At 35.6% G+C, this 14,911-nt stretch carries 12 protein-coding genes; 6 read left to right on the top strand and 6 right to left on the bottom strand.

Annotated elements, in window-relative coordinates; all coding sequences use genetic code 11:
- Window positions 1–149: 149 nt before the first annotated feature.
- From gyrA to dnaA, 6 genes are all read right to left on the bottom strand, one after another.
- Window positions 150–2,621, bottom strand: a complete 2,472-nt coding sequence (gene gyrA / locus ILT06_RS21485; RefSeq protein ID WP_064475170.1) for a DNA gyrase subunit A — start codon at window positions 2,619–2,621, stop codon at window positions 150–152.
- An 88-nt stretch (window positions 2,622–2,709) separates the two neighbouring features.
- Complete coding sequence (gene gyrB, locus ILT06_RS21490) at window positions 2,710–4,632, bottom strand: DNA topoisomerase (ATP-hydrolyzing) subunit B (protein ID WP_000435974.1); 1,923 nt, start codon at window positions 4,630–4,632, stop codon at window positions 2,710–2,712.
- A 38-nt stretch (window positions 4,633–4,670) separates the two neighbouring features.
- Window positions 4,671–5,798, bottom strand: a complete 1,128-nt coding sequence (recF, locus tag ILT06_RS21495) for a DNA replication/repair protein RecF (RefSeq protein ID WP_000470743.1) — start codon at window positions 5,796–5,798, stop codon at window positions 4,671–4,673.
- Between the two features lie 12 nt (window positions 5,799–5,810).
- Entirely contained in the window at window positions 5,811–6,023 is a 213-nt protein-coding gene (yaaA, locus tag ILT06_RS21500) for a S4 domain-containing protein YaaA (protein ID WP_000821367.1), read from the bottom strand.
- 127 nt (window positions 6,024–6,150) lie between these two features.
- Entirely contained in the window at window positions 6,151–7,290 is a 1,140-nt protein-coding gene (gene dnaN / locus ILT06_RS21505; protein WP_064475172.1) for a DNA polymerase III subunit beta, read from the bottom strand.
- A 178-nt stretch (window positions 7,291–7,468) separates the two neighbouring features.
- Entirely contained in the window at window positions 7,469–8,809 is a 1,341-nt protein-coding gene (dnaA, locus tag ILT06_RS21510) for a chromosomal replication initiator protein DnaA (protein WP_000428027.1), read from the bottom strand.
- A gap of 565 nt (window positions 8,810–9,374) precedes the next feature.
- Here dnaA and rpmH point away from each other — a divergent pair.
- The 6 genes from rpmH to mnmG all read left to right on the top strand — a co-directional run bounded on the left by rpmH (window position 9,375) and on the right by mnmG (window position 14,906).
- Window positions 9,375–9,509, top strand: coding sequence for a 50S ribosomal protein L34 (gene rpmH, locus ILT06_RS21515; protein ID WP_000831901.1), 135 nt, complete (start codon window positions 9,375–9,377; stop codon window positions 9,507–9,509).
- A gap of 76 nt (window positions 9,510–9,585) precedes the next feature.
- Window positions 9,586–9,933 carry a ribonuclease P protein component gene (rnpA, locus tag ILT06_RS21520; protein WP_000731505.1) on the top strand — a complete coding sequence of 116 codons (348 nt, stop codon included), beginning with the start codon at window positions 9,586–9,588 and terminating at the stop codon, window positions 9,931–9,933.
- A 52-nt stretch (window positions 9,934–9,985) separates the two neighbouring features.
- A complete protein-coding gene (gene spoIIIJ / locus ILT06_RS21525) occupies window positions 9,986–10,753 on the top strand; it encodes a YidC family membrane integrase SpoIIIJ (protein ID WP_000726759.1) in 768 nt (255 codons plus the stop codon).
- The gene (gene jag / locus ILT06_RS21530) at window positions 10,750–11,367 is read left to right on the top strand and encodes an RNA-binding cell elongation regulator Jag/EloR (RefSeq protein WP_222655546.1); all 618 of its coding nucleotides are present in this window, start codon (window positions 10,750–10,752) and stop codon (window positions 11,365–11,367) included. The genes spoIIIJ and jag overlap by 4 nt, the downstream gene beginning before the upstream one ends.
- Window positions 11,368–11,593: 226 nt before the next feature.
- Window positions 11,594–12,970, top strand: coding sequence for a tRNA uridine-5-carboxymethylaminomethyl(34) synthesis GTPase MnmE (gene mnmE / locus ILT06_RS21535; RefSeq protein WP_000393766.1), 1,377 nt, complete (start codon window positions 11,594–11,596; stop codon window positions 12,968–12,970).
- A 46-nt stretch (window positions 12,971–13,016) separates the two neighbouring features.
- Window positions 13,017–14,906 (top strand): tRNA uridine-5-carboxymethylaminomethyl(34) synthesis enzyme MnmG, encoded by a 1,890-nt coding sequence (gene mnmG / locus ILT06_RS21540; protein WP_000541060.1) that lies wholly within the window; start codon window positions 13,017–13,019, stop codon window positions 14,904–14,906.
- Window positions 14,907–14,911: the final 5 nt, after the last annotated feature.

Here is a 14,911-nt window from a genome sequence, read left to right on the forward strand (position 1 = left end):
CATAATATATCACAGTATATTATTTTCGTCAACAAGTTTTTTAAGATAATTTGTATCTCTCATTTGCTGACTCTGCCTATTATATAGACTTTCCCATTGCTATGCAAGTATTATTATAAAAAAATAAGAGGAGGAAAAAATCCCCCCTCTTATTCTTCAGAAGAAACCTCTTCATTAGATTCCTCTTCTTCATCTTTCTGTGCTTTTGCTACCGTCGCTACCTCTTGCTCATCCTCTAATCGAATTAGACGAACACCTTGTGTATTACGTCCCATTTGAGAGATTTGATCAACTGGCATACGAATAATAACACCTGCTGCCGTAATTAACATGATATCTTCTTCACCTGTTACAGATTTAACAGCTACTAATTTACCGTTTTTATCTGTAATATTACAAGTCTTCAGACCTTTACCACCACGGCTTTGTAAACGGTATTCATCAATAGGTGTACGTTTTCCATAACCATTTTTCGTTACGATTAGAACATTTACATCCTCTTCGACAATTTCCATGCCTACAACTTGATCTTCATCACCTAATGTAATTGCTTTTACACCAGCCGCATTACGTCCCATAGAACGCACATCTTGCTCGTTAAAGCGAATTAACATACCATTGCTTGTTCCTACAATAATATCCTTATCACCAGATGTTAAACGTACAGATATTACTTCATCCTCTTCACGAAGAGAGATGGCGATTAAACCATTCGTACGTATATTTGCAAATGATGAAAGTGGCGTTCTCTTAGAAATACCTTGTTTTGTTGTGAAGAATAAGAATTCATCATCACCAAATTCACGAATTGGAATAATGGCGTTAATCCATTCACCCTTATCTACACCTAATAAGTTAATAATAGGTATACCTTTTGCTGTACGACTATACTCTGGGATTTCATATCCTTTCGTACGGTATACTTTCCCTTTATTAGTAAAGAATAAAATGTGATCATGCGTAGAAGTAGTTAATAAATGTTCTACGAAATCATCATCATTTGTTCCCATTCCTTGCACACCACGTCCACCACGGTTCTGTGTTTTGTACGTAGAAGCCGGTAACCTCTTAATATAACCATTATGAGTTAACGTAATAGCGATGTTTTGCTCTGGAATCAAATCTTCATCTTCAATAAATTCCATGCCACCAATTGTGATTTCCGTTCGTCTCTTATCATTGAAGCGTTCTTTTACTTCCGTTAATTCTTCACGAATAATTTCAAGAACTTTCTCTTCATCTGCTAAGATTGCTTGTAATTCAGCGATTAACTTCATTAAGTCTTGATATTCTTGCTCAATTTTTTCACGTTCTAATCCTGTTAAACGTTGCAGACGCATATCTAAAATTGCTTGTGCTTGTTTCTCACTTAAACCAAAACGTTCCATTAAGCCCTGTTTTGCAATATCTGCTGTTTTCGAACTACGAATTAACGTAATAACTTCATCTAGATGATCTAGAGCAATTCGTAATCCTTCTAAAATATGAGCACGCGCCTCTGCTTTTTCTAATTCATAAGCAGTACGTCGACGAATTACTACCTTCTGATGCTCCAAGTAATGATATAAATTTTGTTTTAAATTTAGTACTTGTGGCTCTCCATTTACAAGAGACAACATATTAATACCAAAACTCGTTTGAAGTGCTGTATGTTTATATAGATTATTTAATAGTACATTGGCATTGGCATCACGGCGTACTTCCATAACAATACGCATACCGTTTCGATCTGACTCATCACGTAAATCCGTAATACCTTCAATTTTCTTATCACGAACTAATTCTGCAATTTTTTCAATTAATCGCGCCTTATTAACTTGATAAGGTAGTTCAGTTACAAGAATAGATTGTTTACCATTTGACTTCTCTTCAATTTCAACTTTAGCTCGAAGCATAATAGAGCCTCTACCTGTTTCATACGCTCTTCGAATCCCACTTCGTCCCAAAATTAAACCTGCTGTTGGAAAATCTGGTCCTGGAATAAACTCCATTAATTCCGCAATCGTAATGTCGGGATTATGGCTTAGTGCCAATACACCATCAATTACTTCACCAAGTTGATGCGGTGGAATATTCGTTGCCATACCTACCGCAATACCCGTCGTACCATTCACTAATAAATTAGGGAAACGCGCTGGCAATACAATTGGCTCTCTTTCAGAACCATCATAGTTATCTTGATAATCAATCGTATTTTTTGAAATATCACGTATTAATTCCATAGAGATCTTAGACATTCTCGCTTCTGTATAACGCATCGCTGCTGCTGAATCACCATCAACAGAACCAAAGTTACCATGCCCATCAACAAGCATATAACGTTGACTAAAATCTTGCGCCATACGTACCATCGTCTCGTAAACAGCTGAATCACCGTGAGGGTGATACTTACCGATTACTTCACCGACAATACGCGCTGATTTCTTATATGCTTTATCAGCTGTAATTCCTAAATCATTCATCGCATATAAAACCCTACGATGCACAGGTTTTAATCCATCACGAACATCTGGTAATGCACGAGATACGATAACACTCATTGCGTAATCTAAAAACGAGGTACGCATTTCATGACTAATATTAATTTCTCGAATTCGTGCTTGTTGTTGATTGTCTGACATCAACCAGCACCTCCTCTTACATTTCCGTTACACATACATTGATTTATATGTAGAAGACAGGAATACTTAGATTCCTGTCATTACCCATTTAAATATCAAGGTTTTTCACGTATTTTGCATTTTCTTGGATAAAGTTACGACGTGGCTCTACTTTATCTCCCATCAAAATTTCAAATGTTTCATCCGCTTCAATTGCATCTTGAAGTGAAACTTGAAGTAATGAACGTACTTCTGGGTCCATTGTCGTCTCCCATAACTGAGTTGGATTCATTTCCCCTAGACCTTTATAACGCTGAATCCCCGGCTTAGGTTGGGCTGGTAATTCAGCTAAGATTTTTTCAAGTTCCTTATCGTTGTAAGCATATTGAATTTTCTTACCTTGTTGTACTTTAAACAAAGGTGGCTGTGCGATATATATATAACCGCACTCAATTATTTGACGCATATAGCGATAGAAGAACGTTAATAATAGGGTACGAATATGCGCACCATCAACATCGGCATCCGTCATAATAATAACTTTATGATAGCGTGCTTTTTCAATAGCGAAGTCTCCGCCGATATTTGTACCAATCGCCGTAATAATTGTACGAACTTCATCATTTGATAAAATTTTATCTAAGCGCGCCTTTTCAACATTAATAATTTTACCCTTCAGCGGTAAAATTGCTTGGAAATGACGATCGCGCCCTTGTTTTGCAGACCCACCCGCAGAGTCACCCTCTACGATATAGATTTCACTAATTGCTGGATCTTTAGAAGAACAGTCTGCCAATTTCCCTGGTAAACTTGAAACTTCTAAAGCACTCTTTCGGCGAGTTAACTCACGAGCCTTTTTAGCTGCTACACGCGCACGCGCTGCCATCGTCCCTTTATCTATAATTTTACGTGCAACATTGGGATTTTCCAGTAAGAACTTTTCAAATGCCTCTGAGAATACTGACTCTGTAATTGTTCTTGCTTCACTATTTCCAAGTTTTGTCTTCGTTTGTCCTTCGAATTGTGGATTTGGATGTTTAATTGACACAATCGCTGTTAAACCTTCACGAACATCTTCACCAGTTAAATTACTATCCGCATCTTTTAAAATATTATTTTTACGACCATAATCGTTGATCACACGAGTTAAGGCTGTTTTAAATCCTACCTCATGTGTACCACCTTCATACGTATGAATATTATTTGTAAATGAGTAAATATGATTTGTGTATCCTTCGTTATATTGAAGCGCAACTTCAACCTGAATACCATCTTTTGAACCTTCTACATATACAGGTTCTTCATGAATTGGCTGTTTTGAACGATTTAAATGTTCAACATATGATTTAATTCCACCTTCATAATGGAATTCTTTCTTCTGTTTATGTTCACGTTTATCTTCAATTGTTAATTTAATATTACGATTTAAAAATGCTAATTCACGCATACGAGTTGCTAACGTATCAAATTCGTATACTATTGTTTCCTGAAAAATTTCTGGATCTGGTTTAAATCGAGTTATCGTCCCTGTTTGATCTGTGTCACCAATGACTTTTAAATCCGCAACCGGAATACCTCTTTCGTATTTTTGATAATGGATTTTGCCTTCACGATGTACAAATACTTCTAGTTCTGTTGATAGAGCATTTACTACAGATGCCCCAACACCATGCAAACCACCAGAAACTTTATAACCGCCACCGCCAAACTTACCACCAGCATGAAGAACGGTCATTATAACTTCCACAGCAGGACGTCCCATTTTTTCTTGTATACCAACTGGAATACCACGTCCATTATCCGTTACAAGAATACTATTATCTTCTTCGATACTAACGTTAATTTCATCACAATACCCTGCAAGTGCTTCATCAATACTATTATCGACGATTTCCCACACAAGATGGTGAAGTCCTTTTCCACTTGTAGATCCAATATACATCCCAGGGCGTTTTCGAACCGCTTCTAATCCTTCAAGTACCTGTATCTGACTTTCATCATATGAGTTTTCTTCCATTTGCTTTTGTTCCATTGACACAAAGATCACCTACTTTTCCATTTAAATAGGGATTACGCCCTATCTATTTCACAATCTACCGTGCCGTTCGTTACATGAATTGTTTTCGCTTCTTTTAATGTTTCGTGTTCAATTCCGTCGACACTCGTCGTTGTCACAAATGTTTGCACTTTTCCTTGAATTGTATTTAACAGATGCGATTGACGATAATCATCTAATTCTGATAATACATCATCCAATAAAAGAATCGGATATTCCTTAACTTCTGAGTAAATCAATTCAATTTCAGCTAATTTTAGGGACAGTGCGGTCGTTCGTTGTTGTCCTTGCGAACCAAAGACTTGAACATTTTTACTATTAACGAAGAATTGTAAATCATCACGATGAGGACCAATTAAAGTCGTACCACGGAAAATCTCACGTTGTTTCACAGATTGAAAATTTTCATAGTATACTTCTTTTATTTTCGACAAATCCATTGATTCTGATACATCTACACTTGGTTTATAGACAATTTCTAATTCTTCTAATCCACGGCTTATACCGCGATGAATTGGAGCTGCCCATTCTTGTAGTAAATGCAAAAACTCAAACCGTTTTTGCAATATTTTTGCACCATGCTCAATAAGTTGAAGTGTAAATACATCCAACATCGTTTCCTCATTCTTACTATTCCCTTGCATCTTTTTCAGCAAGTGATTTCGTTGCGTGAGCACCTTTTGATATTGACTCAATTCATACAAATAGACTGGAGCTATTTGGCCTAATTCCATATCTAAAAAGCGTCTTCTTACTTGAGGGCTTCCTTTTACAAGATTTAAATCTTCTGGGGCAAACATGACAACATTCATCATGCCAATATATTGACTCAATTTTTGTTGTTCAAGTTGATTTAATTTTGCCTTTTTACCTTTTTTCGAAATATTTAATTCCAAAGACAAAGAACTATTTCTCTTTTGTAATTTCCCTTTAATTTGACCGAAGTCTTCATCCCAACGGATAAGCTCGCGATCATTAGAGGTTCTATGAGATTTCGCCATCGCTAAAACATAAATAGCTTCCATCAAATTCGTTTTCCCTTGTGCGTTTTCACCGATAATCACATTCACTTTATCTTCAAAGGAAAGCTCTAACTTTTCATAATTGCGATAGTTTTTTAATTGTATTTCTGAAATAAACAAAGGGCTCCCCCTTTATGACTGAACTTGGAAACTTCCGCTTCCTGGAATTTCAATAATATCGTTCGCATATAATTTGCGACCTCTTCTATTTTCAAGTTCTTGATTCACGTACACTTCATATTCTTGTAAAAACCATTTTACAGCGCCACCTGTATCAATTACATCAGCTAACTTCAAAAATTGTCCTAGTGTAATATACTCTGTTGAAATTTTAATACGTTTCATAAAATCGCTCACTTTCTGAAAGTGTTCATTCTTTCATTGTACTAAATAAACTAACATTAGGAAAGTAATACCCAAAAATCAAATAAGGGCTACTAGTATCTGAAAACTAGCAACCCTTACTTCTTACTTAGTAAGTACGAACCGGTAAAATTAATTGAATAATGGAATCATCATTTACTGTACGAATTAAGAATGGTCTCATCGCACCAGTAAAGCTAATTTTAATTTCAGTACTATCTAAAGCTTTTAATGCATCCATCATATATTTTGCACTAAAAGATATTTTTAACTCTTCCCCATCTACTTTTTCACATTGAACTTCTTCTACTACTTTCCCAATTTCTGGTGAATTCGAAGAAATTTCTAGCATTTCCTTTTCTAAAGTTGATAATTTTACAACATTATTACGACCATCCCTTGCTAATAGAGATGCACGATCAATTGCTTGTAAAAATTCTTTTGTATTTACAAAAATATCTGTTTTACTTTCGGCTGGAATTAAACGAGTTGTATCCGGATAATTACCTTCTAACAATCTTGAGAAGAATAATAAATGCTTTGTACGGAATAATACTTGATACTCCGTAATAACGATATCTACCATTTCTTCAGACTCATCTAGAATTTTGCTTAATTCATTTAAGCTTTTACCTGGAATAACAACATTCGCTTGAAATTCATCTGCGATTCCTTCGATTTTTGCTTTTCGAAGAGCTAACCTGTGACTATCTGTAGCAATGCAAGTTAATTCGCTGTTATATACTTTCCAGTTTACACCTGTCAAGATCGGTCTTGTTTCAGAAGTGGAAACTGCAAATACAGTTTGTCTGATCATATGTTTCAGTAAATCTGTTGGAATCTTAAAAACATGATGTTCTTCAATTTGTGGTAACAATGGATATTCAGCAGAATCTAAACCATTTAAATTAAACTCTGATTTTCCAGAAATTATTTTCGTCATAAAATGATTTTCCACAGAAATTTCGACAGTCTCTTTAGGTAATTTTTTTACAATCTCACTAAAATATTTTGCTTGTAAAATAATACTTCCTGATTGTGCTACTTCTACGATTTCTTTTCCATTGTCTTCAACTGGGATAAAGGATTCAATAGAAATATCAGCATCGCTTCCTGTTAACGTAACTCCTTCTTCCGTAGCGACAACTTTAATTCCTGTAAGGATCGGAATTGTTGTACGAGAAGAAACAGCCTTCATTACATCTTGTACACTTCTTACAAGATAGTCTTTTTGTATTGTAAAACGCATAAAGAAAAACCTCCGGTAAGTATAATATTTTATTTAATTAATAAAGATAAAAAATAGTAGTAATAGTAATAGGGCCTGTGGATATGTGGATAACCCCGTTAAAGGATGTAAAAACAGTCTATCTACATGTGGATAGACTGTGCGTAAAACAAGGTAAGTTATTCACACTATTCAGCTACTACTTTAAAATATCGTTAATTTCTTCAACTTGTTTTTGTAATTGCGTATCCGTTTTAAGTAGCTTAGAAATTTTTTCATGAGCATGGATAACTGTTGTATGATCACGTCCACCAAATTCTTCACCGATTTTAGGTAAGGAGTAATCTGTAAGTTCGCGTGATAAATACATTGCAATTTGGCGAGGGAAGGCAACTGATTTTGTTCGCTTTTTCGCCTTGAAATCTTCCAGTTTTATTTGATAAACATCCCCGACAGCCTTTTGAATATCATAAATGGAGATAATTTTTGGTTTAGAATTTGGAATAATATTTTTAAGTGCTTCAGCTGCTAAATCAGCATTAATATCTTTGTTAATTAAAGATGAATAAGCTACAACTCGGATAAGTGCACCTTCTAGTTCACGAATGTTTGAATCAATTTGATTTGCAATATAAAGCATAACCTCATTTGGTATATCGAGTCCTTCAGCCTTTGCTTTTTTACGTAAAATTGCAATTCGTGTTTCTAAATCTGGTGGCGTAATATCCGTAATGAGTCCCCATTCAAAGCGAGAACGAAGACGATCTTCTAAAGTTGGAATTTCTTTTGGTGGCCGATCACTTGAAATTACAATTTGTTTACTTTCTTCGTGTAATGCATTGAATGTATGGAAAAACTCTTCTTGAGTTTGTTCTTTTCCTGCTAGAAATTGAATATCATCTATTAATAAAACATCTACATTACGGTATTTATTACGAAAATCGACCGCTTTATTATCACGAATTGAATTAATGAATTCATTTGTAAATTTTTCTGATGATAAATATACAACCTTTGCGTTTGGGTTATGTTCAATTACATAATGACCAATTGCATGCATTAAATGGGTCTTCCCGAGTCCAACTCCCCCGTAAATAAAGAGGGGATTATATGCTTTAGCTGGCGCTTCGGCTACAGCCAATGAAGCAGCGTGAGCAAAACGGTTACCAGAGCCAATAACAAATGTATCAAACGTATATTTTGGATTTAGCATACTCTGTGGTAAATGATTAGAATCATCTTGTGCTGAATTTGGTTTAGAAGGAGGAAGATCAATCTCCTCTTCAGCTTGACTTTGGGGAATAATAAAGCGAATAGCTAATTTTGCCCCCGTTAAATCATAAAGTGTTTCCGAAATTAGCTCTGAATAATGAGATTCTAACCAATCACGAGCGAATTCATTTGGAGCTGTAATTGTTAATACGTCTTTCTTTAAATTATGTGCGGTTGTTGATTTTAACCATGTTTCATAACTTGGTTTACTGACCTTTTTTTCTAGTTCTTTTAAGGCGCTGTTCCATAAATCAGAGATGTTTTCCAAAGGTGTCCCTCCTTTACTAAGATGGTAAAAGAATAAGGTTGCGCAACAAATGTACAACCTAAATAAATATAAAATGTATATTTATACGAAACGTATTTTAAAACCTAAAAACGTCGTTTGTATATGAGATAGGGTTTTCGACAAAAAAAGCAAATGTGGATAAGCATTTACCCACATGTGATTAAAACTGTCCACATGTTATACACAAATTGTGGATAAGATAAAGGTGTGGAAAACTTATTCAAAGTGAAAACACAACTATAATATCAAAAAAAAGTAGCTATAGCAATGAATTTAAGAAAGTTATCCACAAAATCAATACCTTGTGGAATAAACTTGTCCACAACACGATATACTGTGTAAAAGTACGAAAAGGGTTTGTGGATATAAAAACCCAGAAAAAACATTTATCCACAAGGAAATATAGGGTCTGTGAAAAAGTATGTGAATAGGTTCAAAATGAATATTTGATGAAAATTTCGAGAACCATTGACATTTTCCTAGTTGATTAACTATAATTTATAGGACTGTCTTTAACAGATATTCCTCAGGGAGGTGTCATATAATGAAAAGAACTTACCAACCAAATAAACGTAAGCGCAGCAAAGTACATGGTTTCCGCAGCCGTATGAGCACAGCGAACGGACGTAAAGTGCTAGCAGCTCGTCGTCGTAAAGGAAGAAAAGTATTATCTGCGTAGACCACTGATCGTTCAGTGGTCTTTTTTTCTAATAATAGTGAATTTCCACTGATGAACTACAGGAGTGTCAATTGATATGAAGAAAAAATATCGTATAAAAAAGAATGATGAATTCCAGACGGTTTTTCAAAAAGGAAAATCGAATGCTAACCGTCAGCTTGTTGTCTATCAACTAGATAAGGGAGAGCAGCCAAACTTTCGTATTGGCCTTTCTGTCAGCAAGAAAATAGGAAATGCAGTAGTGCGTAATCGAATTAAACGTATGATTCGCCAGTCGATCACAGAATTAAAAGATGAGATAGATTCTGGAAAAGATTTTGTTATAATAGCAAGGAAGCCTTGTGCAGAGATGACATATGAAGAATTAAAGAAAAGCTTAATTCATGTCTTTAAACGCTCTGGTATGAAAAGAATAAAAAAGTAGCGTAAGGAAATGAATTACACTATATACATACCGAAACAAGGAGGAGCAGGCTTTGAAAAAGAAAATAGGTTTACTAGCCATGGTTATTGCATTAATGGCAATTGCTACTGGCTGTAGTGAAGTGAATCAGCCGATTACACCGAAAAGTACTGGAATTTGGAATGAATATTTCGTATATCCGCTTTCTCAGTTAATTACGTATTTTGCCAACTTATTTGGTAGTAATTACGGTTTAGCAATCGTTGTTACAACTCTTATCATTCGTTTTGCATTATTACCATTAATGATTAAACAAACGAAGAGTACGAAAGCAATGCAGGCGTTACAACCAGAAATGGTGAAGTTAAAAGAGAAATATAGTTCTAAAGATCAAGCAACACAGCAAAAACTACAACAAGAAATGATGCAGTTATATCAAAAAAATGGTGTAAACCCATTAGCAGGATGTTTACCGATATTTGTTCAGATGCCTATTTTATTCGCGTTTTACCATGCGATTATGAGAACAGCTGAAATTAGTAAGCATACATTTTTATGGTTCGATTTAGGGCAGGCAGATCCGTACTATATCTTACCGATTGTCGCGGCAATTACGACATTTATTCAGCAAAAGCTTGCAATGGCAGGAACAGCTGGTCAAAATCCGCAAATGGCAATGATGATTTGGCTTATGCCAATTATGATCTTAGTCTTTGCAATTAACTTCCCAGCTGCATTATCACTTTACTGGGTTGTTGGTAATATCTTTGGTATCGCTCAAATGTACTTGATCAAGGGGCCAGAAATTAAGGCTAGTAAGGCAGGAGGATCAAGCAAGTGAGTGTAGTTACTGCTAAAGGACAAACAGTCGAGCTGGCAGTACAAGATGCTTTAAGACAACTAAATGTTCCAAAAGACCGAGTAGATATAAATATTATTGATGAGGGTAAAAGAGGGTTCCTAGGTTTATTTGGGAATCGACCTGCAGTAGTAGAAGTTGTATTGAAGAAAGATCCAATTCAAGAATGTGAAGAATATTTAAAAAATGTTATTTACGATATGGGTGTGGAAGCTGAGATTAGTAAAATTGTAAAAGGACGCGAAGTTGAATTTACAATTTCTGGCGAAAATATAGGTGTTTTGATTGGTAAAAGAGGAAACACCTTGAATTCTTTACAGTATTTAACAAAACTTGTGGCGAATCGTAGTACGAAGCAGTATATTGGTATCACACTAGATGCTGAAAATTATCGTAGTAAAAGAAAAGGTACATTAGAAGCACTTTCTTATCGATTAGCAAAACAAGTAGTAAGTACGAAAAAAAGAGTTGTGTTGGAGCCTATGCCATCTTTTGAACGAAAGATTATCCACCAAGCATTATCTAATCATCAAAATATCATTACAACTTCTGAAGGAAAAGAACCACATCGACATGTTGTAATATCTTCCAAGTGACCGGTTACTCAATTGAGTGCCGGTTTTTTTGAGCGGAAAATAGGTGTGGATAACTAAAAAACACTAAACTTATCCACTGTGAATAAGTTTAGTGTTTTTTACATGAGGACATAATAAAATGAGTTATTATTCTTTTGTAGATAGGTTCGTTATGGTATTCTAATAATTTAGTGAAGAAAATAATCATGTTGAAATAGAGATAAATAAGCAAGTGAGGTGAAAGGACATGGAATTTGATACAATTGCCGCGATTTCCACAGCGCTTGGAGAGGGTGCAATTGCCATTGTTCGAGTAAGTGGGGATGATGCGGTTGAAAAAGTTAATCGTATTTTTAAAGGGAAGGATTTAACAGAAGTTCCTTCTCACACAATTCATTATGGTCATATTGTCGATTTAGATACAAATCAGGTTATTGAAGAAGTGATGGTATCTATTCTGCGTGCACCAAGGACTTTTACACGTGAAAATATAGTGGAAATTAACTGTCACGGCGGACTTGTTTCGGTAAATAAAGTATTGCAGCTTATTTTAGCACAAGGAGTACGATTAGCAGAGCCTGGTGAATTTACAAAACGTGCTTTTTTAAATGGCCGTATTGATTTATCACAAGCAGAAGCTGTTATGGACTTAATCCGTGCAAAAACAGATCGTGCAATGAACGTAGCGATTAACCAAATGGAAGGGCGATTATCTAAATTAATCGGCCGTCTGCGTCAGGACATATTAGAAACGTTGGCTCATGTTGAGGTAAACATAGATTACCCGGAATATGATGATGTGGAAGAAATGACACATAATATTTTAATTGAGAAAGCTACACATGTTCGTACGGAAATTGCAAAAATATTAGAAACATCGAAGCAAGGAAAGATTTTACGTGAAGGTATTGCTACTGCAATCATCGGTAGACCTAACGTTGGGAAGTCATCGCTATTAAATAGTCTTGTTCAGGAGAAAAAGGCAATTGTAACTGATATTGCAGGAACAACTCGTGATGTTATTGAAGAGTACGTTAATGTGCGTGGTGTACCACTTAAACTTATAGATACAGCCGGGATTCGTGAAACAGAAGATGTTGTTGAACGAATTGGTGTAGAGCGTTCAAAAGAAATGATGAGCCAAGCTGATTTAGTTTTAGTTGTCGTTAATTATAGCGAGGCTTTAACGCATGAGGATGAAGATCTATTCCGTGCCGTACAAGGAAAAGATTTCATTATTATTGTAAATAAGACAGATTTATCGCAAGTAATCGATATGGAACGTGTTACAGAATTGGCAGCGGGAAATCGTATTATTACAACATCGTTAATTGAGGAACAAGGAATAGATGAGCTTGAAAAGGCAATAGCTGATTTATTCTTTGAAGGAACAATTGATTCTGCAGATGTGACATATGTTTCTAACGCGAGACATATTGGATTATTAACACAAGCAGGAAAAACAATTGGAGATGCAATTGAGGCAATAGAAAATGGTGTTCCAATTGATATGGTGCAAATTGATTTAACAAGAACGTGGGAAATACTTGGTGAAATTACTGGTGATACCGTCCATGAAAGCCTAATTGACCAGTTGTTCTCTCAATTTTGTTTAGGAAAATAATATAGCGATGTTTTAGAAAGATAGAGATTATTAGGAGGAATAAACAATGGGATACAATGCCGGTTCATACGATGTCATAGTAATCGGTGCAGGTCATGCAGGATGTGAAGCTGGTCTTGCGGCAGCACGAATGGGCTCCAAAACATTAATGTTAACAATTAATTTAGATATGGTAGCGTTTATGCCATGTAACCCTTCTGTTGGTGGACCAGCAAAAGGGATTGTTGTTCGGGAAATTGATGCATTAGGCGGAGAAATGGGACGCAACATTGATAAAACGTATATTCAAATGCGTATGTTAAATACAGGTAAAGGACCAGCTGTACGCGCGCTTCGCGCACAAGCAGATAAGTTCTCTTACCAGCATGAATTAAAGAAAACAATTGAAGAAACACCAAATTTAACGTTGTTCCAAGGAATGGTTGAGCGTTTAATCGTCGAAGATGGCGAATGTAAAGGGGTAGTTACGCAAGCTGGTGCTGAATATACAGCCAAAACAGTTGTAATTACGACTGGAACATTTTTACGCGGTGAGATTATTATGGGAGGTTTAAAATATTCGAGCGGTCCGAATAATCAACAACCATCTATAACTTTATCCGAACATTTAGAGGAGCTTGGATTTGATCTTGTTAGATTTAAAACAGGTACACCTCCGCGTGTAAATAGTAATACGATTGATTACAGTAAAACAGAAATTCAGCCAGGTGATGATAAACCACGAGCTTTCTCTTTTGAAACGACAAAATTTATTATGGATCAAATTCCATGTTGGTTGACGTATACAAGTACGGAAACACATCGTTTAATAGATGAAAACCTACATCGCTCAGCTATGTATTCTGGTATGATTAAGGGAACAGGACCTAGATATTGTCCTTCAATTGAAGACAAAGTAGTAAGATTTAATGATAAACCACGTCATCAAATTTTCTTAGAGCCAGAAGGACGTAATACACAAGAGGTGTATGTACAAGGTTTATCCACAAGCTTACCAGAAGATGTGCAACGTGATATGCTTAGAACAATACCTGGCCTAGAAAACGTTGAAATGATGCGTACAGGTTATGCAATTGAATATGATGCAATTGTGCCAACACAACTATGGCCAACACTTGAAACGAAAAAAATTAAAAATTTATATACAGCAGGACAAATTAACGGAACTTCTGGTTACGAAGAGGCGGCAGGACAAGGGCTTATGGCTGGGATTAATGCAGCATGTCGTTCTTTAGGTAAAAAAGAAGTTATTTTAGGTCGCGCGGATGCTTATATTGGTGTCTTAATTGATGATCTTGTAACGAAAGGTACAAATGAACCATATCGCTTATTAACGTCTCGTGCAGAATATCGCCTATTATTACGCCACGATAATGCTGATCTTCGTTTAACTGAAGTTGGTCGTGAAATTGGATTAATTAAAGAAGAACGCTATGAGCGATTTACAAATAAAAAATTAAAAATTGAACAGGAAAAGGAACGTTTAAGCAGCATTATTATTAAACCACGTCCTGAAGTTCAAGAATTAATTCGTAGTATTGGCGGAAGTGAATTGAAAGATGGAATACGTGCAAGTGACTTATTACGTCGTCCAGAGATGACATATGAGCATATTCATCTTTTAGTACCAAGTGAAGTAGAATTAAGTGATGAAATTACAGAACAAGTTGAAATTCAGATTAAGTACGAAGGATATATCGAAAAATCTTTACAGCAAGTAGAGCGTATGAAGAAAATGGAAAACAAAAAAATCCCTGTGGATATTGATTATGATGCGATTTCTAGCCTTGCCTCAGAAGCGAGACAGAAATTGAAAGATGTTCGTCCACTTTCAATGGGGCAGGCTTCACGTATTTCTGGCGTGAATCCAGCGGATGTTTCTATTTTACTTGTGTATATTGAACAAGGAAAAATTGCGCGAGTATCGAACCAATAAATAGT

The sequence above is a fragment of the Bacillus sp. 17RED48 genome (assembly GCF_019837545.1).
GTDB classification, from domain to species: Bacteria; Bacillota; Bacilli; order Bacillales; family Bacillaceae_G; genus Bacillus_A; species Bacillus_A wiedmannii.

Bases quoted from the DNA above. Each gene is read 5' to 3' on its own strand.
- gyrA (WP_064475170.1), bottom strand. From the start codon at position 2,621: ATGTCAGACAATCAACAACAAGCACGAATTCGAGAAATTAATATTAGT.
- gyrB (WP_000435974.1), bottom strand. From the start codon at position 4,632: ATGGAACAAAAGCAAATGGAAGAAAACTCATATGATGAAAGTCAGATA.
- yaaA (WP_000821367.1), bottom strand. From the start codon at position 6,023: ATGAAACGTATTAAAATTTCAACAGAGTATATTACACTAGGACAATTT.
- dnaN (WP_064475172.1), bottom strand. From the start codon at position 7,290: ATGCGTTTTACAATACAAAAAGACTATCTTGTAAGAAGTGTACAAGAT.
- rpmH (WP_000831901.1), top strand. From the start codon at position 9,375: ATGAAAAGAACTTACCAACCAAATAAACGTAAGCGCAGCAAAGTACAT.
- rnpA (WP_000731505.1), top strand. From the start codon at position 9,586: ATGAAGAAAAAATATCGTATAAAAAAGAATGATGAATTCCAGACGGTT.
- mnmE (WP_000393766.1), top strand. From the start codon at position 11,594: ATGGAATTTGATACAATTGCCGCGATTTCCACAGCGCTTGGAGAGGGT.
- mnmG (WP_000541060.1), top strand. From the start codon at position 13,017: ATGGGATACAATGCCGGTTCATACGATGTCATAGTAATCGGTGCAGGT.